The following is a 22,706-nucleotide window of genomic DNA, read 5'->3' as shown; positions in this document are numbered from 1 at the left end:
ACTCATCCCGTCATGACCGACCTTCATTCCGCGCCTGTCGAACCCTTCAACGAATCGCACACACTCGACGATCTGCACGACTTCGTAGCGCGCTATCCGCGTCTCTTTGTGCTGACCGGCGCGGGCATCAGCACGGACTCCGGCATTCCCGGCTATCGCGACGACAACGGCGAATGGAAGCGCTCGCCGCCCATCACGCTGCAGGAATTCCTCGGTACCGACGCAATGCGCAGGCGTTACTGGGCGCGCAGCATGGTCGGCTGGCCGGTCGTCGCACAGGCGCAGCCGAACGCCGCGCATACGGCGCTGGCACGCCTTCAGGTCGCTGGCCATGTGCCGACGCTCGTCACACAGAACGTCGACGGTTTGCATCAGCGTGCAGGCAGCCGCGACGTGATCGAACTGCACGGTGGCATCGACGGCGTCGTTTGTCTCGACTGCGGCACGCAGCATTCACGTGCGTCGATCCAGCAGACGCTCGAAGCGGAAAATCCCGCGCTGCTGAACGCGAGCGCCGAAACGGCCGCCGACGGCGACGCGCATCTCGAATGGCATGCTCTCGAAGCGTTTCGCGTGCCGGCGTGCGCGAACTGCGGCGGCCTGCTTAAGCCGGCGGTGGTGTTTTTCGGCGAGAGCGTGCCGCGCGAGCGTGTCGAGGCGGCGTCGCATGCGCTCGATGCCGCGGATGCCGTGCTGGTGGTGGGCTCCTCGCTGATGGTGTACTCCGGCTATCGCTTCTGCGTGTGGGCGCACAAGCAGCGCAAGCCGATCGCAGCGGTCAATCTCGGACGCACGCGCGCCGATCCGCTGCTGTCGCTGAAGATAGCGGCGCCATGCGCCGATATGCTGACCGCCTTGGCCGGCCGTCTCGCGGTAGATTGAACGGCGCGCCTTTCTCCGACTAAGCCAACCCAACGCAGACCACCTCACCATGACCGACCCTGTTCCGTCGATGCGCCAGCATTCGCCCTCAGCCGAACGCAACCGCGAACCGATACTCGCCGTCTTGCGCGCCGTGCTGCCGGTCACGGGCCGCGTACTCGAAATCGCAAGCGGCACCGGTCAGCACGCGATGTGCTTCGCCGCCGCCATGCCCGGACTCGACTGGCAGCCGAGCGACGCCGACGCGCAAGCGCGTGAGTCGATTGCCGCATGGATCGCGCACGACGCATTGCCAAACGTGCGCGCGCCGCTCGCGCTCGACGTCCATCAAGCCGATTGGGGCGTGGGCGCACTCGATGCGGTGGTTTGCATCAACATGATTCACATTGCGCCGTGGAGCGCGGCGCAAGCGCTGTTCGCGGGCGCGAGCCGCCATCTCGCGGATGGCGGTGTACTGTATCTGTACGGTCCGTACAAGCGCTGCGGCGCGCATACCGCGCCGAGCAACGAGGCGTTCGATCGGCAATTGCAGAGCCGCGAAGCTGCATGGGGCGTGCGCAACATGGAAGCGGTCATGGCGCTTGCGGCATCGGCGGGATTCGCGTGCGACGAGCCGGTCGCGATGCCGGCCAACAATTTCAGCCTCGTGTTCCGAAAGCGCGAAGCCACGGCGTAGCGACTGCGGGCAACCGTGCGAAAGCCGTTTAACTTGCCCGATAACAAGCGGCAAACCGGCATTTCTTTTATGCTTTCACCCTCGACGTCCGGCCGACGTTCCTTCCGGCGCGGCGTCACGACATTTTTGGACACTGGAGAATTCACATGGGCAAACAGGCAATCGGCGTGGTGGGGCTAGCGGTCATGGGCCGCAATCTGGCGCTCAACATCGAGAGCCGCGGCCACGCGGTGTCGGTCTACAACCGTAGCCGCGAGAAGACCGATGAACTCATCGCCGAATATCCGGACAGGAAGCTCGTGCCGGCGTTCACGCTGGAAGAGTTCGTGGAATCGCTGGAAAAGCCGCGCCGCATTCTGCTCATGGTCAAGGCCGGCGAGCCGACCGACGCGACTATCGCATCGCTCAAGCCGCTGCTGGAAAAGGGCGACATTCTGATCGACGGCGGCAACACGCATTTCACCGACACGATCCGCCGCAACCAGGAACTGGCGAAAGCTGGCCTGCACTTTATCGGCACGGGCGTGTCGGGCGGCGAGGAAGGCGCGCTGAAAGGTCCGTCGATCATGCCGGGCGGACAGCGCGACGCGTATGACCTGGTCGCACCGATCCTCACCGAGATCGCCGCCAAAGCGCCGGACGGCGAACCGTGCGTCGCCTACATGGGCCCGGACGGCGCGGGCCATTTCGTGAAGATGGTGCACAACGGCATCGAATACGGCGACATGCAACTGATCGCGGAAAGCTACGCGGTGCTCAAGCAGGTCGCCGGTCTGTCGAACGAAGAGCTTGGCAAGGTCTACACGGAGTGGAATCAGGGCGAGCTCGACAGCTATCTGATCGAAATCACCTCAAAGATCTTTAGCAAGAAAGACGAGGAAACCGGCAAGGATCTGGTCGACGTGATTCTGGATCGCGCGGCGCAGAAGGGCACCGGCAAGTGGACGAGCCAGAACGCGCTCGATCTCGGCGCGCCGCTGCCGCTGATTACCGAAGCGGTGTTCGCGCGCGTGCTGTCGTCGCTGAAGGACCAGCGCGTGGCTGCAAGCAAGGTGCTCGACGGACCGAAGGCCCAGCCGCTCGGCGCCGAGCGCGACGCGTTCATCGAGTCGGTGCGCCGCGCGCTGTACTTCAGCAAGGTCATCTCGTACGCGCAGGGCTTCGGGCAACTGCGCGCGGCGTCGGAGGAATACAAGTGGGATCTCGATTTCGGCACGATCGCGAAGATTTTCCGCGCCGGCTGTATCATCCGCGCCCGCTTCCTGCAGAAGATCACCGACGCCTACACGAAGAACAAAGCGATCGCGAATCTGCTGCTCGACCCGTACTTCCGCGATATTGCGAGCAACTATCAGTCGGCATTGCGCGAAGTGGTGGTCGCCGCGATCAATGCCGGCGTGCCGGTGCCGGCGTTCGCGTCGGCGGTTGCATATTTCGACGCCTACCGCTCCGAGCGGCTGCCCGCGAACCTCGTGCAGGCGCAACGCGACTTCTTCGGCGCGCACACGTTCGAGCGCACCGACAAGCCCGGCAGCTTCCACGCGAACTGGAGCTGAAACGTTTGAACCGCCGCCGCGGCGCGTGCTTGAAGCAAGGCGCGCGCGGCGCTGTGGCGATTGAAACGCTCTGGGGCTGCCATTATTGCCGCGGACTAGACGCGGCGCAGACACGAGCCTGCTTCAGACGCGGACTATTGCAATTTGCGGAATAGAGTTTCGTCGTTTTAGGGGTTTCCCCTAGATGTTCTCGCTCCTAAACTTCTGTTCAAGCGCTAGGGACAACAAAGCCCGAAGCGAATCACAACAAGTTCTGGAGGTTATACATCATGAAGACTCTTATCTCTGCCGTTGTAGTCGCCGCCGCTCTGGCCGCTCCGGTTGCTTCGTTTGCTCAATCGAACCAGCCTGTCACGCGCGCTCAAGTTCGCGCCGAACTGGTCCAGCTCGAAAAGGCAGGCTACAACCCGGTCGGCGACCATGTCGATTACCCCGCCAGCCTGCAAGCCGCTCAAACCCGCGTCGACGCACAGAACGGCACCACGCAAGCCGCAGCCCAAGTGGCGGACAGCGGCTACGGCGCACCGATCGCCGGCACCTCGCAAGCAGGCCGTGCGCTCAGCACCGACCGTAACTCGGTCTATTTCGGCAACTAATTCGGCAATTGGCTAAGCAAGCGATCGGACAACCGGTCGCGCCGAAGTAGATCAAAAGCGCCATCTGACTGACAGGTCGCTGCCGATACGAAAAACGCCGCCAAGGTTTCGCCTTGGCGGCGTTTGCCGTTTACGGTTTGACAACGTCTAGCGGGAGGCGGGCATGCCACGCAACGCGTCCGCCTCGCGTGGGCATCCGTGCGAATCAACGGGTCGGCAGGTGCGGAATTGCTTCGTTGCTGGCCAGACTGAGCTGCTGCATCTGCCGATGCGCCTTGTTCAGATGCGCTTGCGCGGCCACGCGCTGGGCCTCGAGTTGTGCGACTTCCTTGCGCACCTGATGCTGCCGGTTCGACGCCGCCTGCTCCTGAGCGCCGCGCCGCTGCAAGTCGCTGCGCAGCCGTTCGGCTTGCGCTTCCGAACGCGCGATCATGCGGGCCAACTGCTCGTTTTGCGCCTCGAGTTGCGCGCGGCGGGTTTCGCAGTCCGAGAGCCGGGTCGCCTGGTCTTCGAAATGATGAAAGGCCGCCTCGGCCGCTTCGAGGTCGGCCGCCTTCAGCGCGCGCCATAGCGCGCCGTCCTGATATAGCGCGATGTAGTACACGAGCTCCTTCGCGTGAAACAGCAGGCTCACCGAGTACGCGAAGCTGCGGAACACGCGAAACGGCGTGAGCGCCTCTTCTTCGGCAAGCCATTCGACTTCGGCGGTATTCGCGATCTGCACGCCACGCGCGCTGACCTGCGACGGCACTGCCTGCACGGGCCGCAAGGTCAGCACGGGACGCGCGGCGCCGCGGGCCACCGCGGCCTGCGTCGAGCCGGCGGACCCGAGGCCAGCCGCAAGACCGGACGCAAGACGGGACGCACCGTCAGACGACGCTTCGGACGCCATGCCCGGCGACGCATCATCGGCATCATCAGGCGAGACTGAAGCGTTGGCATTGTCCTGCGCGACCCTGACGACATGCGATGGGCCTGCCAGCACGCTACGGCGGTTCAGGAGACTTTTCACGGCGGTTCCTCCGGTTGACTGCCCGGAACGGCCAGACGGCGCCGGCAATGAAGCGTTCCGGCTAACTGGCGGCTTGGGCGGTGAGCGAAAAGCGAAGGCTCGACGGCGCGTGCGAACAGGTGCCGCGTTGCGCCGGGGCTGCACATGCCTGCGGATATCGTCTGCGAGCGCAGCCTCAATGCAGGGTGCGATGCCTGCCGATGTCGTCGAATAGCGCGCGGCTCGGTTCGAGCGCAAGCAGCCACGATTCGTCGTAGCCGCTCAGAATGTCGAGCGCCTCGCGCAGCCGCTCGAGGGCTACCGCGGGAATCTCGACGCGCGCCTCGACGCCGCCCGACAGTCCCGCGATGCTGGCGAGCTGCACGAGCGCGTCGGCGGCTTCGGCAACATCGGCGGCAAAAATCAGGTGCGTGTTCAACAATTCGGCCAGTCCGGGCGACCCGGCCACGTCGTCGACGTTCAGTTGCACGGCCAGAAATGTGGCTTTATTCATCGACGACTCCTTGCGGGATCCGGTCGTTTTAGTCCGCACCGCCTGGGCGCAGCAAGGTTGAGTATAGGCGAGCGTCCAAAGGTTTCAATGCTCACACCATTGCGCAAACGCCCCTGCGTGAGCAAGGGCCGCGCCACAGGTGCCGCTTGAGTCGCGACTTATAATGGGCGCTCGAAGCGTCGGCGCGGCGAGCCCTTCGTGGGCGCCGCGTACGGTTCAAATAGCGGCAGCCGCCAGGCAGCGCCGTCTTTACAAGTGTCCTGGAACCATGAAGATCATTCGCAGTAAGGGCTTTACCGCGACGCGCGCCTGGGGCGCGCTCGAGATCGCCAACATGGGCGGCATCACGACGCGTCTGCATTGGACCGATCAACCGTACAAGTGGCACGTGAACGACGGCGAGGAAGTGTTTGCCGTGCTGGACGGTCGCGTCGAGATGCGCTATCGCGAAGATGGCGTCGAGCAGGCGGCTATTCTGGAAACCGGCGATGTGTTCTACGCATCCGTGGGCACTGAGCACGTGGCGCATCCGATCGGCGCGGCGCGCATTCTCGTCGTCGAAGCCGAGGGCAGTGTCTGAGTTACGCGCGGCTGATAATGTGTCGGGCCGCGGCTTGCTGTACCGGCAGCGGCACGGCAAGTGCTAGGGCATCGATTGAAGACGATCGAATGAGAAGATTGAATCCAAAAAATGTCGAGGGAAATCACATGACGAGACCGTGGCAACTGACGGGGCCCCGTGTGCTGGCGACTGCCGCGCTAGGCATGATACTGAACGGCTGCACCAGCATGCCGTGGGACAACACGCCGTTTTACGGCAACACGCAGTCGCGGCCGACCACGCTCAGCACGGTGCCGGTGCCGGCCGGTTTTTATCGCGTGAATCCAGGCGATACGCTCCCCGGAATTGCATCGGCATATGGACACAAGCCGCAGGACATCGCGACCTGGAACGGCCTGCCAGTCAACGCAGCCGTCGCTCCCGGACAGGTGCTGCGCGTTTCTCCGCCGATGGCGTCCGGCAGCGTTGTCGCGCCGCCTGTCGGCGTGACGCCGAATGCGCCGACAGCGCCGGGCGCGCCCACGGCGTCCGCCGCACCGCAACAGGGCGTGCTGCAATGGCCGTTGCGAGGGCCGATTCTGAAGACGTTCGTCGCAGGCAAGTCGAACGGCATCGTGATCGGCGGGCGTCCAGGCGATCCAGTCAAGGCAGCCGCCACCGGCCGCGTGGTCTACGCGGGGTCGGGCATCGAGGCATACGGCCCGCTCATCATCATCAAGCACGACGACTCGCTGATCACCGCTTACGGGCAGAACAGCACGTTGCTCGTCAAGGAAGGCGATGCGGTAGCGCAAGGGCAGACTATCGGGGAAGTGGGCGTGGATAGCCGCGGCGTCGCGTCGATCCAGTTCGAGGTCCGCCAGAACGGCCAGCCGGTGGATCCGCTCGCGTGGCTACCGAAGCCGGGCGGCTGAGCGTGGCTTGAACGGGGAGTGAGCCGGCCTGAAGGGGAAGCGAGCCCGGTTTGAACGGGAGCCTGAGTCCGGTTTGAACGGGGGGTGAGCTTGGCTTGAACGGGGTCGGACGCGGACTCAGCGCCGTCGAGCTTGAGTTAAGCGAGCGTTGAGCCCCAGTTTAAAGCCTGGGCTAAGCTCAAGTTGAGCCCAAGTCGAGCCGCGGTTAACTCCGGCGGCGCCGTTGAAAGTACTGTGACGCCGCCCTGCGAGGGTCGCGCGAATTGAATACACTGTGTGGCTCACGAGCCGGCGCCACTGCTGTCGTTGCCGCTGTTGCAAGCGGACGCGGCGAGCCGCCCGATCCTCATGGCCTCTCACACGAAAGACGCACAGGGACACACAATGATCGATTTGCGCAGCGATACCGTAACCCGTCCGACCCCGGCGATGCTCGCGGCCATGTCCGCCGCCGAAGTGGGCGACGACGTCTGGGGCGACGACCCGACCGTGCTGCGTTTGCAGTCGACGCTCGCCGAACGCACCGGCAAGGAGGCCGGGCTGTTCTTTCCGAGCGGCACGCAAAGCAATCTCGCGGCGCTGATGGCGCATTGCGCGCGCGGCGACGAATACATCGTCGGCCAGTTGGCCCACACATACAAATACGAAGGCGGCGGCGCGGCGGTGCTCGGCAGCATCCAGCCGCAACCGCTCGAAAATGCCGCTGACGGTTCGATCCCGCTCGAGAAGATCGCGGCCGCGATCAAACCGATCGACAACCACTTTGCGCGCACGCGGCTGCTGGCGCTGGAAAACACCATCGGCGGCAAAGTGCTGCCCGAGGCTTATGTCGCCGAGGCGGTGCAGCTTGCGCGCGAACGGGGCTTGTCGGCTCACCTCGACGGCGCGCGCGTCTACAACGCGGCGGTCGCGTCGGGCAAGCCGGTTGCGGCCTTATGCGCGCCGTTCGATTCGGTTTCGATCTGCTTTTCGAAAGGCCTGGGCGCGCCGGTCGGTTCGGTGCTGGTCGGCAGCCGCGCGCTGATCGAGGTCGCGCACCGCTGGCGCAAGGTGCTCGGCGGCGGCATGCGCCAGGCGGGCGTGCTCGCGGCGGCTTGCCTGTACGCGCTCGATCACAACGTCGAGCGTCTCGCCGACGACCACGCGAACGCCGCGCATCTGGCGGCGGGTCTGGAAGCCATCGAGCAGGTCAAGGTGCAGTCGGTTGCGACCAACATGGTGTTCGCGCAGTTTGCGCAACAGCACTGCGCGCCGCTCGAAGCATGGCTTCAGGAGCGCGGCATCCTCACGCAGATGCTGTATGCGTCACGGTTCGTCACGCATAAGGACGTGTCGCGCGCGGACATCGACACGTTTATCGCGGCAGTGAAGGGCTATTTCGCCGCGCGTTGATCGAGTGGTGCTCCGGCGGCCAGAGAGCAGGAGGTGTCGCGCGCAGAGCACCGCGACACGTTGATCGCCGCAGCGGAGCGGCATCGCGCGGTGCCCGTCCCGTCGTGCTCAGGCTGGCGATCGAGCGGAGATCGAGCGGCGATCAAGCGGCAAACGAGCGGCAAACGAGCGGCAAACGAGCGGCAATCAAACTGAAATCAAGCGGCAAGCGAACGGCAAGAACTGAAATCAAGCGAGGAGAACGGGCGCGCTGTCCAACAGCGCGCCCGTTTTCATTTCACCAACGCCTTCGCATGCACGCCCGCGCGATGCGACGGCGCAAAGAGCCGCAGGCCGCTCGCGAGACTCGCCGCGCCTGCGAAGAACGCGCCGGCGCCGAGCGCAAGCGTCGGTCCATGCCGGCCCGCGATCCCGAAGCTCAACGCGACCAGCGCCGCGCCGGTCGTCTGGCCGAGCAGCCGGGCCGTCGCGACGATGCCGCTCGCGCCGCCGCTGCGCTCGGGGGGCGCGCTCGCCATCAGCGCTTTGAGATTCGGTGATTGGAAAAAGCCAAAACCCGCGCCGCAGATCGCCATGCGAATGCCGATATCGAGCACATGCGGATGTGCCGGCAATAATGCGAGCGAGGCCATGCCCGCCGACATCACCGCGAGGCCGACCGCGCCGAGCAGGCCAGGCGGATAGCGATCGGACAGACTGCCTGCCAGCGGCGCGGCCAATGCGACGACGACCGGCCACGGGGTCATCAGAAAGCCGGTTTCGACCTGGCTGCGATGCAGCACATCCTCGAAATAGAACGGCAGGGAGACGAACGCCAGGCCTTGCGCGGCGAACGAACACACGGCGGTCACCGCCGACAGTGCGAACACCGGCCGCTTGAAGAGATCGACCGGCAGCATCGGCGCCGGGTGGCCGGCTTCGCGCCGGACCAGCAGCAGGCCGAAGATCAGGGCAACCGCCGCGGCGCTCAGCACGAGTTGCGTCGACGCGCGCTGGGCTGCTTCACCGAGCGCAAAGATCAGCGCGGCGAACGTCACCACGTTGAGCAGCGCGGCGAGCGGATCGAAGTTGTGCGTGCCGCGCTCCGTGTGCGGCAGCGCGGGCCATGCAAAAGCCAGCGCCAGCACACCGAGCGGCACATTGACCGCGAACAGCCACGGCCACGACGCCACGGAGAGGATCAGCGATGCCACCGTCGGTCCCACCGCGAAGGACACGCCGACGATCAGCGCGTTGGTGCCGAGCCCGCGTCCGAGCCGGTGCGGCGGATAGAGGAAGCGGATCAGCGCGGTATTGACGCTCATGATCGCGCTCGCTCCGAGGCCTTGCAGCACGCGCGCGCCGGCCAGCATCGGCAAGGTCGGCGCCATCGAGCAGGCGAGCGACGCGACCGTAAAGAGCGCAATGCCGCCGATATAAATCCGCCGATGCCCGACGATGTCGCCGAGCGCTGCAAGCGGCAGCAGCGTCGCGACCATCGCGAGCTGATAAGCGTTGATGATCCACACCGACGCTGCCGGCGCCGCGTGCAGATCGGTGGCGATGGCGGGCAGCGCGGTATTGGCGATCGCGGTGTCGAGCGTGGCAAGCGCGACAGCGAGCATGATCGCGGCCATCGCGCGGCGGTTGGCGGCGGACATGGGGACGTCCGCGGGAAAGGGGGGCGCGGAGGCGGCGCTGAGCTTGTCGGACAAGGCGTGGCTCGTCGAGTGTATGCGGGTCCACGCGCCGCTTGATGGATACGCGGCGCGCGAGTGGCAAGGTTATGCGAATTGCAGGAGCGCGGGCCTGTGAGCGAACAGCAGGCCGCCGCGCGGCGAATGTAGCGATTGTTACAGAGGCGCGGAAATCCTGCATCGCACGCGCGCGCTGTAAGGACAATGAAATTGCATGCGTATGCAACTAACTGTCAGCCCCGCGACCTGTGCTCGAGTTGATGTGCGCCGCCACCGTCGACTGCGCACGCGGCATCCTTGCTCTTGTTCGCTGGATGCGCGCATCGGCAGGCGTCAGGCAGATAAAGCCTCCATCCAATCACTTGCTCCGGTCATGCGAACGTCATGCGCCGAAAAAATAATTGCATGGTGTCACGCGATTCGCGTCGCACCGTGTCACGCTCGCACCTCACGCCTTCACACTTTGATATCTATGTCTCGTGAGAACGCGATGCACGCGCGCAGTGCCGGCTACGTGCGCCGTGCACCGCGCGCGTGCGCAAAAGCTGCCGTCTCTGTACGTGGCCGCGCAGACAAGCGGGCATGGCATGTGCGTGACCAGCACCCGCGCTCCCGGGCAACCGGGCGTCGTAAAATGTCCTACTCTGATTCTTAACCCGCCTGACCGGCACGCGCCTCCCGTCCGTCATCTGTGCGGTTCGCGCATGCCGCAGCGTTTTACCCCGGAGGCTTCGATGACCGCCGTCGATCTGGAATTCGACCAGCTCAACAGTACCGTCGACGCGCTACGGCGCTCAATTTCCAATCGCATGATGTACGGCGTCGGCAAGGACGCCGTCACCGCGCATCCGCATGACTGGCTGCACGCCGCGGCGCTTGCCGTGCGCGACCGGCTCGTCGCGCGCTGGATGAAAACCACCCGCCTGCAATACGAGCAGGACGTGAAGCGCGTCTACTACCTGTCGATGGAATTCCTGATCGGCCGTACCTTTACGAACGCGTTGCTCGCGCTGGGCATCCACGATCAGATGAAGGAAGCGTTGGCGAGTCTCGGCGTCGACATGGAAGCGCTCATCGACATCGAACCCGACGCCGCACTCGGCAATGGCGGTCTGGGCCGGCTAGCCGCGTGTTTTCTCGATTCGATGGCGACGCTCGGCATTCCCGGCTTCGGCTACGGCATCCGTTATGAATACGGCATGTTCCGTCAGGAGATCGTCAACGGCGAGCAGGTCGAGGCGCCGGACTACTGGTTGCGCGCGGGCAATCCGTGGGAATTTCCTAGGCCCGAAATCAAGTACACGGTGCACTTCGGCGGGCGCACCGTGCAGCGGGGCGACCAGGTCGAATGGATCGATACGGAGCATGTGAACGCGACCGCTTATGACACGGTGATTCCGGGCTACGCGACGGACGCGACCAACACGCTGCGCCTGTGGTCCGCGCGCGCGACCGATGAACTCGACCTCGGCGCGTTCAACCGCGGCGACTATCGCAATGCGGTGGACACGAAGAACATGTCGGAGAACGTGTCGCGCTTGCTATATCCGGACGACTCGACGCCGGCGGGCCGCGAACTGCGGTTGCGTCAGGAGTACTTTTTCGTTTCGGCGACCATGCAGGATCTGATTCGCCGCTATCAGCGCACGCACAGCACGTTCGGGCGCTTCTCCGAAAAAGTGGCGGTGCATCTGAACGATACGCACCCCGTGCTGGCGATACCGGAGTTAATGCGTTTGCTCGTGGACGTGCACCATTTGCCGTGGGACAAGGCATGGAAACACGTCACGCAGATCTTCTCGTACACGAATCACACGCTAATGCCCGAAGCGCTCGAAACATGGGACGTGGAGATGCTGTCGCGGCTGTTGCCGCGGCACCTGGAGATCATCTTCGAAATCAATGCCGGATTTCTCAAGCATGTGAGCGAGCATTCGGGCCACGACGCCGACATGATCCGCCGCATTTCTCTTGTCGACGAATACGGTCAGCGGCGCGTGCGCATGGCGTATCTGGCGATTGTCGCGAGCCACAAGGTGAACGGCGTGTCGAAGCTGCATTCGCAACTGATGACGCGCGACATCTTCGCGGATTTCGCGCGCATCTATCCCGACCGCTTCACGAATGTGACGAACGGCATTACGCCGCGGCGCTGGCTTTCGCAAGCGAGTCCTTCGTTGTCGTCGCTGATCGATCAGCGGATCGGCACGCATTGGCGGGGCAATCTGTTCGAGTTGGAGCAATTGCGCGAATTGCGCGATGACAGCGGATTCGTCGAGGCATTCCGTGAAGCGAAGCGGCAAAACAAGTTGCGGCTAGTGCAGCGGCTTGCGCATCACACGAAGCTGCATTTCAATCCCGATGCACTGTTCGATTTGCAGGTGAAGCGCATCCATGAATACAAGCGGCAGTTGCTGAACGTGCTGCATGTGATCGTGCGCTACAACCAGATTCGCGCGAACCCGGAGCGCGACTGGGTGCCGCGCGTCGTGATGTTCGCCGGCAAGGCCGCATCCGCTTACCGGATGGCGAAGACGATCATCAAACTGATCGGCGATGTGAGCCAGAAGGTCAATCACGACCCGCTGATCGGCGACCGCCTGAAAGTGGTGTTCGTGCCGAACTACGGCGTGAGCGTAGCGGAACTGATTATTCCTGCCGCCGATCTGTCCGAGCAGATTTCGATGGCCGGCACTGAAGCCTCGGGCACCGGCAACATGAAGCTCGCGCTCAACGGTGCGTTGACGATCGGCACGATGGACGGTGCGAACATCGAAATCTGCGACGCCGTGGGCCGCGAGAATATTTTCATCTTCGGTCATACGGCGGACGAAGTGGACGACCTGCGCGCGAGCGGCTACCGCCCGCGGCAAGTTTACGAGGAAAACGCCGAACTGCGCATGGCGCTCGACCAGATCCGCAGCGGCTATTTCTCGCCCGACGATCCGTTGCGCTTCTCCGATATTTTCCACACGCTGGTGGACTGGGGCGATCACTACATGGTGCTTGCCGATTTCGCCGCGTTTGCGAAGGCGCAAAATGAGGTGGATGCGCGTTTCGTCGACAAGCACGCGTGGACTCAAAGCGCGATCGACAATGTGGCAGGCATGGGCCAGTTTTCGTCGGATCGGACGATCAGCGAATATGCCCGCGAGATCTGGCGTGTGAATCCGCTCAGCCTGGGCTGAGCTAGTGCGTTGTTTCGCTGCGGACCTGACGTGATTTTCCGCATGCGGCGAGCAGAAAGGCCGTGCGTGTGTTGAACGACGCGCGGCCTTTCCGTTTTGAGCCTTCGTTTATGGCGTGAGCTTCTCGACTGCCTGGCTCGCGTAGAGGCCCAATTGAGCGCGCGGGAAATCGAACAGCACGTCGATATTCTGCATGCCCATCAGACCGATCACGATGCGGTTCGCGCCGGGCTGCGCCTTGACGATGGTGACTTGCGCGTCGTCGTAGTGATGCACCCAGTTGCCCGAGCCGACGGCCGCGTGGTAGTTGCCCTGAATGAGCACCTTGCCGGGGCTGTCGTCGCCGGTCCAGTCGGGCGCGGTGTCGGTTTCGATGCGAATCATGCTGGTCGTGGCCGTGGCGAACACCAGCGGAGCGCAGAAGGTCGTCTTGTCGCCGACTTTGATGCAGCCTCGCGGCCATTGCATCGTGCCGTCTTTCGATACGGTCATCGGCACCATCGTGTAGTCCTTCGTGATCGCGCTCGACGGGCTCAGCAGCAGATATGGCTTCGCAAAGTTCGAGTGCACCAGATAGCGCTCGCCGACGTGGCCGACCAATGCGCGCAAAGGCTGCGTGCAACAGGTGTCGTCCGGCTGCGCGGCGCCAACGCCGAAAAGCCCAGAGAACGCCCAGCCGAATTCGCCGCTGTAGCCGTCCATCGCAACGCAGTGTCTGGAGGCGGCCTGGCAGCTGACGCTATCGACCACTTGCGCTTCGACCTGTATCGTCTTCGATCCCGCGACGCTCAGCGGCAATTTCACGGCCGCGCCGGAAACCTGCGCGCCGTTCGCGAGCAGAAGGGTGCTGGCCGGCGCCGCGCGTGGATAGTCCGAACCCGGCAGCACCGATTTCAATACGCGCACGCCTTGCGTGCCGGTATCCAGCGCGACGTAGACCGGTTTGCCGTCGAGTTCGACCGGCAGGCCGAGACGCGCGTGATCTTCGTCGGCGCGTTCGACATGCAGAGGGATCAGCACGCCGTCCTTGCCGCCGTTGATCAGTGAAACAGCCGGGGCGGGCGGCGTAGGTGTCGGGAAGGTGACCGAGCAGCCGCTCAAGGTTGCGAGCGCGCCGGCGGCGACCACCGCAGCAGCTGTGAAACGGGAAAAGTGACGATGCAGATGCCGGCACGCGGCATCAACGATAAGCAAGGACATGGCGCACGCTCGAAAAAGGCGGTCCCTGGCGAAGGCGATGTATGCGGCTATACGGAAAGAGACGGCGGCGCTGGCGCGAGAACAATGCGCCAGCGAAGGCACTGGCTCATACGCGGTTGCCGCCCAGCGGACCGAATGCCGCTTACCAAGATGCCGCGATGCCGCGGGCCGCGCCGCATCGCGACGCCTGCTAAGGGAACGCGCGATAACAGAAGCGGCGACTCTACCTGCGCATCGGCAAGCACTTGTGAAGATGTGTGAAGGCTAGCGGCGCGGCTCGACGTGCAGCGGAGGTGCGACCACTCGCGTCGCTTTGCGTCGATGGCGATAACGAGCGAGCGTTGCGGGCGGCGATTTGCACGAGCCCGCGGGCGCGGGCTCGCATCGGCTTACTCAAGCTTTCTGCGCGGCGGAAGTGGAAGCGGCTGCGCCCTTGGCTTCGTTCACGGCCGCGCCGACGCGTTCGACGAATTCGCGATCGACGCTTGAAAGCGCCTCGCGTTCGCCGTTGGCCGTTTGCACCATCAGACGATGCGTGATGTCCTGTGTCGCCCATGTGAGCCAGCCCACAACCACGAGCATCACGCCGCACACCAAGCCCGCAGGAGAGCGTAATGTCCCGCCGACAATCGCGCCGACGAGACCCAGCAGCGAAATGGTAATGGGCAGTACCTTGTTTTTCTGCACGGTGACGACCTCAACGCTGACGATGTCACGCAGCGGAAAGACCTGGCCAGCGGATGAGAGCGCGTTGCGGGTGACCGACACGCCGCGATCGTTGAAAGGGGTTTCCATCGAGTCGAATGCAAGCTGTTGCAAAGGGCGCAGCGTACCAGACTTCAGTTTCCTAAAGTTACGGACTTTTTCACCCTCTCTCAGGCCTGCGTGCCGCCGCACCCGCCGCACCCGCCGTATGGACGGCTGCTTTTTTCGATCGATAAGTTGTCCTGCATAAATAAGCCATATCAACACATTTCCTATTTGCACAAGAACCCCCGCTGCCATGTGGGCAGCCACCACGCGATGTTCACGCGCCGGCTGGTTTGTGCAGCCATCATCTCGAGCAGATAGTTTCGCACCGTCACGGCTCCGAAGAGGTACGCGCTGCGGCGGCTGAGACCAGATCGCGGGCGCCATAGATGGATACTTGTTCTGCGAATTCTACAACCCGCCGACAAACTGCATCGCCAAGCCGGACCGAGCCTATCGATTCGGTGCTGCCCTGCCGGTCACATTGGGCGCGCGTGGGTCGGGATTCATATACAGGCTTGTGCCGTTTGCCCGCATGTTATTAAGCGCCGGCCCCGCGCCGATGCCTCTTGTTGCGGCGAGCGAGGTTTCCGCGCCCGAAATTGGGTTAGCGCCGGCCCCCGTGCCTACCCTGGTTCCCGCCGCGGCGCCCGCGCCGCTCATGCTGCCCCCGGTGTCGCCTGGCTGCTGAGCATGAACAACGCCCACGGCACCGATCATTAGCGCTGCCACGACCGCCGACATCGACACCCAGATACTGCCCGTTACGTTTTTCATAGCCCGCTCCATCATATTGTTGAATTACCCGACGTGCGCCCCGGTATCGAACGCGCGTCAACCAGCCGGCTGATCCGCCGCTTGCGCGGGTGCTGCGCCGGCCGACGTCTGCGGTGCGCTGGCGGAGTGCTGCCCTGCGGCCGGGATACAGTCCGCGCGATACTCGGCTTGCAACTTCTGTCGTGCATGGTCTAGATCGTCCGGGTAGGTGTTGGCGTCGTCGGGGTTGTAACCGACCGCTTCCAACTCATTCAATTCTTGCATCAATTGCTTGTGCGTCACTTCGCCTTTCAACTGCTCGAACGGGTAGTCGTTGCATTGGTGTTGTGTCAGTCCCGGGGAGGCCATTGCCGATGCGCTAGCGATCAGAAGAAGGGTGGTAATCAGGGGTTTCGTTGTAAGCCACATTTTGATTCCATCGACGAGAAGGTTCGAGTCGTCCCGCGAACAATGCAGCGGGATGGCATCAGGCTAGTCGAGGCGACCTACCGGAGCGGCGTCAGGAAAATGAAACTGATTTCATCCTTGCCCGGCTTTTTGCAGTGTTTCAACTGACCAGCGCAAGCGCCAGCTCAGCGCCGTAGCGATCGCCACTCTCGCGGCTTGCGGTTCCTCCAACGGGCCTTCCGCACGCGACGCGTCGCAGCCCATGGTCTACGTGTCGTCGCAACGCGCCCCTGTGTATATCCCCAGTTGCCTGGAAAAGCCGCTTGTCGAGAGTGTGCGTTTATATTAGAGGGCGGTAGATTGATCCCTGGTACCCGTGAGTCGATCCATGAGATCTGTGTCGATGAAGGCGTCGGCGGTGTACCGCATTCCTCAATTACACGGCTACCTTTCTACCGACGCCTCAGAAGCGTTTTCCCGCGCTGGCTCAGGTGGCGATCATTCTCGCGGCACCACCAGCGACCGATCGGGTGCTGTCGCCGCGGCTCGGCTCGGCGATCAATCGTATGTGGGCGTACGCCGATAGCATGAACTCAAAGCTATCATCTGCTAACAGCCATTCGTTCGGAACCGCACATTAAACGACGCAGCCAAAGCGTATTAAGGTCAGGAAATTCAGCGTATGGCCCCCGCGCAGGATCAGCCGCGCCCACGCGATCAAGAAGGAGGGCCCTAGCAGACTGAAGGCGATCAACCGACGGTCTGCCGCTCGACCACACTGCTAGTCGCGCGCCGATCAGCGAGCCAATGCGACAGACGGTCAAACCAGAGGTGCACAACCGGCGTCGTGAACAACGTCAGCATTTGCGAAACAATCAGTCCACCGACGATCGCGATGCCGAGCGGCACACGCAATTCCGCACCCGCGCCATGCCCGAGCGCAAGCGGCAGCGCGCCGAACAGCGCGGCGAGCGTTGTCATCATGATCGGACGGAAGCGCAGAAGACAGGCCTGCCGGATCGCTTCTCGCGGCGACATACCCTGCTCGCGCTCGGCCACCAGCGCGAAGTCGATCATCATGATCGCGTTCTTCTTGACGATACCAATTAGCAGGATGATGCCGATCATGCCCATGATCGACAGGTCCTGACCGCACAGCATCAACGCGAGCAATGCGCCCACGCCCGCCGAGGGCAGCGTCGAAATGATGGTGAGCGGATGAATGGCGCTTTCGTACAGGATGCCGAGGATCAGATAGACGACCACGAGCGCCGCGGCGATCAGATACGGCTCACTCGCAAGCGACGCCTGGAACGCCTGCGCCGTGCCTTGAAACGAGCCCGTCAGACTATCTGGCTTGCCTGCCGCGACTTCGGCCTGGCGAATCGCTGCCACCGCGTTGCCAAGCGACTGACCCGCCGCCAGATTGAACGAGATCGTCACGGCCGGGAACAAGCCCTGGTGATTGATCGAGATTGGCGACACATTGTTTTCGATCCTGACGAGCGTGTCGAGCGGCACCAGTTCGTTCGTGAGCGGCGAGCGCACATAGAGATGCGCCAGTGCATCCGTCGTCAATTGAAAGCGCGGATCGACTTCTTCGACGACGTGGTACTGATTTAATTGCGTGAAGAGCGTCGCAATCTGCCGCTGGCCGAATGCATCGTAGAGCGTGTCGTCGATGGCTTGCGCCGTGATGCCAAAACGCGAAGCCGTGTTGCGGTCGATCACGAGAGTCGCGCTGGTAGCGGCGGCCTGCTGATCGGACGTGACGTCTGCCAGTTGCGGCAGCTTCGACAGGCGATCGGTCAGCACGCCCGCCCAGTGATTCAATTCGTTGATGTCAGGGTCCTGCAACGTGTACTGATACTGCGCAGCGCTGATACGGCCGCCCACCTGAATATCCTGCCGGACCTGCATCGACAAGGAAATGCCCATGACTTTCGCCAACTGCGGCTTCAAACGATTGAGCACCTGCGCAGCACTGTCCTTGCGCTGAGCGAACGGTTTCAGGTTGATCATGACGCGCCCCTGGCTCACGGTCGGGTTAGGGCCCATCCAGTAGTAAACGTTGTCGACGGCCGGGTCCGCCTCGATGATATGGCCCACCTGCTGCATCTTCTGCGACATCGAGCGCGGCGAAATATCCGGCGCGGCTTGGGCGACGCCCATGATCAGACCGGAGTCCTCCTGCGGGAAAAATCCCTTCGGAATTGCGACGAACAACGCGCCGGTCGCGAAAATCGTCGCCACCGTGACAGCCAGCATCAGCTTCTGGCGGTCCAGGACCCAATCGAGGCCGCGCTCGTAGCGCCGTTCCACCGCGGCGAAGACCGCTTCAAGCCCGGCTTCGAGCCTGCGCATCCGGCCACCGCCATCCGGGTCAGGCAAACGGATCAGCCAGCCGCACAGCATCGGCGTAACCGTCAGCGAGACCAGCGCCGACATCACTATCGCGGCGCTCACCGTCACTGCGAATTCGCGGAACAACCTGCCGACGATGCCGCCCATCAACAGGATTGGGATGAAAACGGCGATCAGCGAGATCGTCATCGAAATGATGGTGAAGCGCACTTCCATCGCGCCGAGCAAGGCCGCCTTCATTCTCGGCACGCCCTCTTCGATATGCCGCATGACGTTTTCAATCACGACGATCGCATCGTCCACCACGAAGCCTACCGCGATAGTCAAGCCCATCAGCGACAGATTGTCGAGGCTATAGCCGAGCAGATACATGACGCCGAACGTGGCGACCAGCGACAGCGGAATCGTCAGACTCGGAATGATGGTCGCCCACAGGTTGCGCAGAAATGAGAAGATCACCATCACAACAAGTGCGATCGTCAGCATCAACGTGAACTGTACGTCGTGCACCGACGCATTGATGGTCTGTGTGCGATCGCCCACCACATGCAGATGCGCGGCCGCGGGCAGTATCGCTTCGAGCGCGGGCAACTTCGCCTTGATGTTGGCGATCGTCTGCACGACGTTGTAGCCAGGCTGCTTGTGAATGTCGAGAATGATCGCGCGTTCGTTCTGGAGCCATGCGGCCTGCTGATTGTCTTCTGCGGCGTTCAACACCGTGCCGAGATCGGACACGTGAATCGGCGCGCCATTCTTGTACGCAACCACCAGATCGCGATACTGAGAGGCGGTGGTGATCTGGTCGGTGGCGTTGAAGATCACCGAGCGGTCCGGGCCGTTCAGGCTGCCTTTCGGTGCATTGACCGTCTGCACACCGACGATCGAACGCACGTCTTCCAGCGTCAGGCCACGTGCGGTGAGCTTGTCCGGATCAAGCTGAATACGTACTGCGGGACGCTGCTGGCCGTGGAAATCAACCAGACCGACGCCGGGCAGCTGCGAGATCTGTTGCGCGAGATAGTCTTCGGCGTAGCTGTCGAGTTGGGTGAGCGTGAGCGATGGCGAAGTCAGCGCCAGTGATAACAACGTAAAGTCGGCCGGATTGACCTTCTGATAGGTCGGCGGGTTCGGCAGGTTCTTCGGCAATGTGCCGCCGGCTGCGTTGATCGCCGTCTGCACATCCTGCGCCGCGCCATCGATGTCGCGCGAGAGATCGAATTGCACGACAATGCTGGTGTTGCCAAGCGAACTCGACGACGTCATCTGCGTCACGCCCGCGATCAGCGAAAGTTGCCGCTCCAATGGCGTCGCCACCGACGTCGCCATGGTCTCCGCGCTGGCACCAGGCAGTTGCGCAACGATCTGGATGGTCGGAAAGTCGACCTGCGGCAGCGGCGCGACCGGCAGCAGAAAATACGCCACCGCGCCGATCAGCAGCACCGCGATCGCCAGAAAACTTGTCGCGATGCGTCGCGTGATGAACAATTCCATGAGGCTCATGACGGATTGTCCTGGTTAGCCTGGCTGTCTGCCGGGTTGGCGTTGGACGGCGCTTCGGCAGTGGCGGGAACGGTGGTCGCCGCCACACGCACGCCCGGGTTCAACCGGCTTTGTCCATCGAACGCCACCAGATCCGTGCGAGCGACGCCGCTGCGAATCTCCGTCATACCGTCGACGGTGACGCCCGTTTGCACCGGGCGCATCTGCGCCGTACCGTTCGCGGTGATTACGTACAGTTGCGTGCCGTTCTGCGAGTTCACCACTGCGCGGCTCGGCACTGCGAGCCGCTGTGTATCGGTGCGCACCAGAACGCGCGCATTCACCAGCTCGCCGGGCCACAGCTTGCGGTCCCGGTTGGTGAACGAAGCCTTAAGCCTGATCTGGCCGGTCGTGGGGTCGACCGTGCTGTCGATGAACACCAGCGTGCCGTCGGCGAGCGGCGTGCTGCCGGAACGTGTGGTCACGTTCACCGCCAGCGGCGCTTTCGCCTGATTCGCGAGCAGTTCGGGCAGCACGTCCTGCGGCACGGAGAACAGCACGGTGATCGGCTCCATCTGCGTGACGGTGACGATACCGGTCGTGTCAGCCGGATGCACTATCGCGCCGATATCGGCTTCGCGTGCGCCGACGCGTCCGGTGAACGGCGCCGTGAGCGCGGTGAAGCTCAGTTGCAACCGGTCGCTCTGAACCAGCGCGGCGTCCGCTGCGACCGTCGCGGCGAGGGCCTCGACTTGCGCCTTCGCGGTGTCCACCGCCTGGGTCGTCGCCGCGCCGATGCCGACAAGCCTCGAGTAGCGCGCGAGATCGAGCCGCGCGTTATCGAGCGATGCCTGGTCCTTGCGCTGCGCCGCTTGCGCCTGATGCAACCGGGCGGCGAGAGGCCCCTGATCGAGTTGTGCGAGTAACTGGCCGGCTTTCACGTCTTGTCCTTCGGTGAAGGCGATGCGCTGCAATTGCCCATCGACACGCACTTTGACGTCCACGGAATTGAGCGCGAGCACCGTGCCTACCGCGGCGACGCGAATCGGAAAGTTGCGGCTCACGGGATGACCGGCGTTGACAGGCACGGCCGGTGCCGCCTTGACGGCCGGGTGCCGCGGCCACAACCACACCCCCAGCAGCGCGACGAAGACGGCGAACGCCAGGATGAGCGGCGCGCGGCCGCGTCCGCGGGGCGCCTCGTGGTTCGGAAGGTCTGCAGATTTCATGAGCGGGATGACGTAGAGGTGGAGGCGGCGCTGCTATCGCTATCGTCGGTCACGCCGAAGCCGCCGCCGAACGCGCGAAAAAGGCTTACGGACGCTTGCAGGCGCGCGAGCCGCGCCTGCACCAGCGTGTCTTCGGACTGATACAGCGCGCGTTGGGCGTCGAGCACGGTCAGGAAGTCGACAGTGCCGAGCTTGTACTGGGCTTGCGCGAGCGTGGCGGCTTTGCGGGCGGCGTCGGCGGCGTCCTGGTCTGCGGCTTCGGCGAGCTGCTGCTGTTGCGCCGCCGTGAGTGAGTCCTCCACGTCCTCCAGCGCGGTTATGACGGCTTGCCTGTAATCCGCGACGCCCTTCGCTTCGCTCGCCTGGGTCACGTGCAACTGGCCACGCAGCGCGCCGCCATCCAGGATTGGCGCCGCCAGCGAAGTGGCGAGACTGGCAAACGGGCTCGACAGGAAATGCGACAGTGACCTGCTGCTGAGCCCGCCGTCCGCGGTCAGTAAGATGTTCGGCAGAAAGGCCGCGCGCGCCGCGCCGACACTCTGATTCGCCGACTGCAACTGCGCTTCCTTCGAACGGATGTCGGGGCGCGTTTCCAGCAGGCTCGCGGGCAGATTGGGGCGCGGTTGGGGAATCGGAATGTCGGCGAGCGCGGCATCGCTGACGGTAAATTGTTCAGGGGCAGTGCCCACAAGCACCGCAAGCGCATGAATGTTGGTGTCGAGCTGCTGTTGCAGCGCCGGCTCAGCCGCCTGGAAAGTGGCGAGCGCGTTGCGCTGCTGCTGCACCTGCAATTCGGTCGCGACGCCCGCCTGCTGCTGTGCGAGCAGCAATTGCAGAATGTGCGCAGCGTCGTCGGATATCGAACGCGCAAGCGCGAGCCGGCGGCGCAGGCTCTGCACCTGAAAATAGGTGTCGGTGACCGATGCGGTCAGCGTCAGCGCGACCGTGTCGCGGTCGAACGCGGACGCGCGCGCGAGCAGGTCCGCGGCGCTGGCATTGGCGGCGTGGAAGCCCCAGAAGTCCACCTCGTAACTCGCTTCGGCGAACAGGCTCTGGGTTTTCGTGGTCGAGCCACGTCCCTGATGGCTGCGATCGAACGCGCCGCCGAGCGACAGCGACGGATACTGCGGCGCACCGGCTATTTCGGCGTTGCCCCGAGCCTGTTCGACGCTAGCAATCGCGGACGCCAGCGTGAAGTTATTGCGAATGCTGCGATCGACGAGCGCGTCGAGCGCGGGGTCCTGATACTCGCGCCACCAGCCGCTTCTGACTGGCACCGTAGCGCCGAGCGACCCACCGGCCGCCCCGTCGAAGGATTGCGTGAGCGGTGCACCCGGCCGTCGATAGGCAGGCACAAGCGAGCAGCCGGCGAGCACCGCGAGGCCGAGCGCGCATAACGCGGCGCGCACCCAGGAAAGGCACGGAAGAGGACTCACGGTGCGCGCCAACCGTGTGGAACGGGACAGCCCTGACATGGAAGAAACCCTAACAAGGATATGTCGCCAGCTTAGCTGGCCCGTCCTGTCGGCGCTTTCGCCCATTGGTTAAAATAATTTAATGCAGTACAACATGC

Annotated in this window: 18 protein-coding genes; 8 read left to right on the top strand and 10 right to left on the bottom strand. The window is 63.6% G+C overall.

Going from position 1 to position 22,706, the window contains the following annotated elements; genetic code table 11:
* Positions 1–12 precede the first annotated feature (12 nt).
* The 4 genes from F759_RS0116685 (at position 13) to F759_RS0116670 (ending at position 3,710) form a co-directional block, all read left to right on the top strand.
* The gene (locus tag F759_RS0116685) at positions 13–882 is read left to right on the top strand and encodes an NAD-dependent protein deacetylase (protein ID WP_027800869.1); all 870 of its coding nucleotides are present in this window, start codon (positions 13–15) and stop codon (positions 880–882) included.
* A gap of 49 nt (positions 883–931) precedes the next feature.
* The gene (locus F759_RS0116680; protein WP_027800868.1) at positions 932–1,558 is read left to right on the top strand and encodes a DUF938 domain-containing protein; all 627 of its coding nucleotides are present in this window, start codon (positions 932–934) and stop codon (positions 1,556–1,558) included.
* A gap of 146 nt (positions 1,559–1,704) precedes the next feature.
* Positions 1,705–3,114 carry an NADP-dependent phosphogluconate dehydrogenase gene (gene gndA / locus F759_RS0116675; RefSeq protein ID WP_027800867.1) on the top strand — a complete coding sequence of 470 codons (1,410 nt, stop codon included), beginning with the start codon at positions 1,705–1,707 and terminating at the stop codon, positions 3,112–3,114.
* A 269-nt stretch (positions 3,115–3,383) separates the two neighbouring features.
* A complete protein-coding gene (locus F759_RS0116670) occupies positions 3,384–3,710 on the top strand; it encodes a DUF4148 domain-containing protein (RefSeq protein WP_027800866.1) in 327 nt (108 codons plus the stop codon).
* A 205-nt stretch (positions 3,711–3,915) separates the two neighbouring features.
* Here the strand turns inward: F759_RS0116670 and F759_RS0116665 are convergent, their stop codons facing one another.
* A complete protein-coding gene (locus tag F759_RS0116665; RefSeq protein WP_027800865.1) occupies positions 3,916–4,722 on the bottom strand; it encodes a DUF2968 domain-containing protein in 807 nt (268 codons plus the stop codon).
* 175 nt (positions 4,723–4,897) lie between these two features.
* A complete protein-coding gene (locus F759_RS0116660) occupies positions 4,898–5,215 on the bottom strand; it encodes a hypothetical protein (RefSeq protein WP_027800864.1) in 318 nt (105 codons plus the stop codon).
* A gap of 268 nt (positions 5,216–5,483) precedes the next feature.
* Between F759_RS0116660 and F759_RS0116655 the strand changes: the two genes are divergently transcribed.
* The 3 genes from F759_RS0116655 to ltaE all read left to right on the top strand — a co-directional run bounded on the left by F759_RS0116655 (position 5,484) and on the right by ltaE (position 8,083).
* On the top strand, positions 5,484–5,795 hold the full coding sequence (locus F759_RS0116655; protein WP_027800863.1) for a cupin domain-containing protein: 312 nt from the start codon (positions 5,484–5,486) through the stop codon (positions 5,793–5,795).
* Positions 5,796–5,923: 128 nt separating this feature from the next.
* Positions 5,924–6,691, top strand: a complete 768-nt coding sequence (locus tag F759_RS0116650) for a peptidoglycan DD-metalloendopeptidase family protein (RefSeq protein ID WP_027800862.1) — start codon at positions 5,924–5,926, stop codon at positions 6,689–6,691.
* A 384-nt stretch (positions 6,692–7,075) separates the two neighbouring features.
* Positions 7,076–8,083, top strand: a complete 1,008-nt coding sequence (ltaE, locus tag F759_RS0116645) for a low-specificity L-threonine aldolase (RefSeq protein ID WP_027800861.1) — start codon at positions 7,076–7,078, stop codon at positions 8,081–8,083.
* A gap of 272 nt (positions 8,084–8,355) precedes the next feature.
* On the opposite strand, the gene F759_RS0116640 is transcribed toward ltaE, so the two are convergent.
* Positions 8,356–9,723 carry an MFS transporter gene (locus F759_RS0116640; protein ID WP_027800860.1) on the bottom strand — a complete coding sequence of 456 codons (1,368 nt, stop codon included), beginning with the start codon at positions 9,721–9,723 and terminating at the stop codon, positions 8,356–8,358.
* A gap of 770 nt (positions 9,724–10,493) precedes the next feature.
* On the opposite strand from F759_RS0116640, the gene F759_RS0116630 reads away from it, so the two are divergent.
* Positions 10,494–12,947 carry a glycogen/starch/alpha-glucan phosphorylase gene (locus F759_RS0116630; RefSeq protein ID WP_027800859.1) on the top strand — a complete coding sequence of 818 codons (2,454 nt, stop codon included), beginning with the start codon at positions 10,494–10,496 and terminating at the stop codon, positions 12,945–12,947.
* Between the two features lie 108 nt (positions 12,948–13,055).
* Here F759_RS0116630 and F759_RS0116625 read toward each other — a convergent pair whose 3' ends face one another.
* The 7 genes from F759_RS0116625 to F759_RS37885 form a co-directional block, all read right to left on the bottom strand.
* On the bottom strand, positions 13,056–14,147 hold the full coding sequence (locus tag F759_RS0116625; protein ID WP_027800858.1) for a hypothetical protein: 1,092 nt from the start codon (positions 14,145–14,147) through the stop codon (positions 13,056–13,058).
* A gap of 393 nt (positions 14,148–14,540) precedes the next feature.
* On the bottom strand, positions 14,541–14,942 hold the full coding sequence (locus tag F759_RS0116615) for a DUF6232 family protein (protein WP_027800857.1): 402 nt from the start codon (positions 14,940–14,942) through the stop codon (positions 14,541–14,543).
* A 408-nt stretch (positions 14,943–15,350) separates the two neighbouring features.
* Positions 15,351–15,674 (bottom strand): hypothetical protein, encoded by a 324-nt coding sequence (locus F759_RS0116610; RefSeq protein WP_027800856.1) that lies wholly within the window; start codon positions 15,672–15,674, stop codon positions 15,351–15,353.
* A 57-nt stretch (positions 15,675–15,731) separates the two neighbouring features.
* A complete protein-coding gene (locus tag F759_RS37895) occupies positions 15,732–16,082 on the bottom strand; it encodes a DUF4148 domain-containing protein (protein ID WP_051377318.1) in 351 nt (116 codons plus the stop codon).
* A gap of 729 nt (positions 16,083–16,811) precedes the next feature.
* Positions 16,812–19,925 (bottom strand): efflux RND transporter permease subunit, encoded by a 3,114-nt coding sequence (locus F759_RS0116595; RefSeq protein WP_027800855.1) that lies wholly within the window; start codon positions 19,923–19,925, stop codon positions 16,812–16,814.
* Positions 19,922–21,133, bottom strand: coding sequence for an efflux RND transporter periplasmic adaptor subunit (locus tag F759_RS37890; protein WP_051377316.1), 1,212 nt, complete (start codon positions 21,131–21,133; stop codon positions 19,922–19,924). The genes F759_RS0116595 and F759_RS37890 overlap by 4 nt, the downstream gene beginning before the upstream one ends.
* Positions 21,130–22,569 (bottom strand): efflux transporter outer membrane subunit, encoded by a 1,440-nt coding sequence (locus F759_RS37885; protein ID WP_161633320.1) that lies wholly within the window; start codon positions 22,567–22,569, stop codon positions 21,130–21,132. The genes F759_RS37890 and F759_RS37885 overlap by 4 nt, the downstream gene beginning before the upstream one ends.
* Between the last annotated feature and the right edge of the window lie 137 nt (positions 22,570–22,706).

This window comes from Paraburkholderia dilworthii (assembly GCF_000472525.1).
Lineage (GTDB): Bacteria > Pseudomonadota > Gammaproteobacteria > Burkholderiales > Burkholderiaceae > Paraburkholderia > Paraburkholderia dilworthii.
This window is presented reverse-complemented; position numbering and strand designations above follow the sequence as displayed.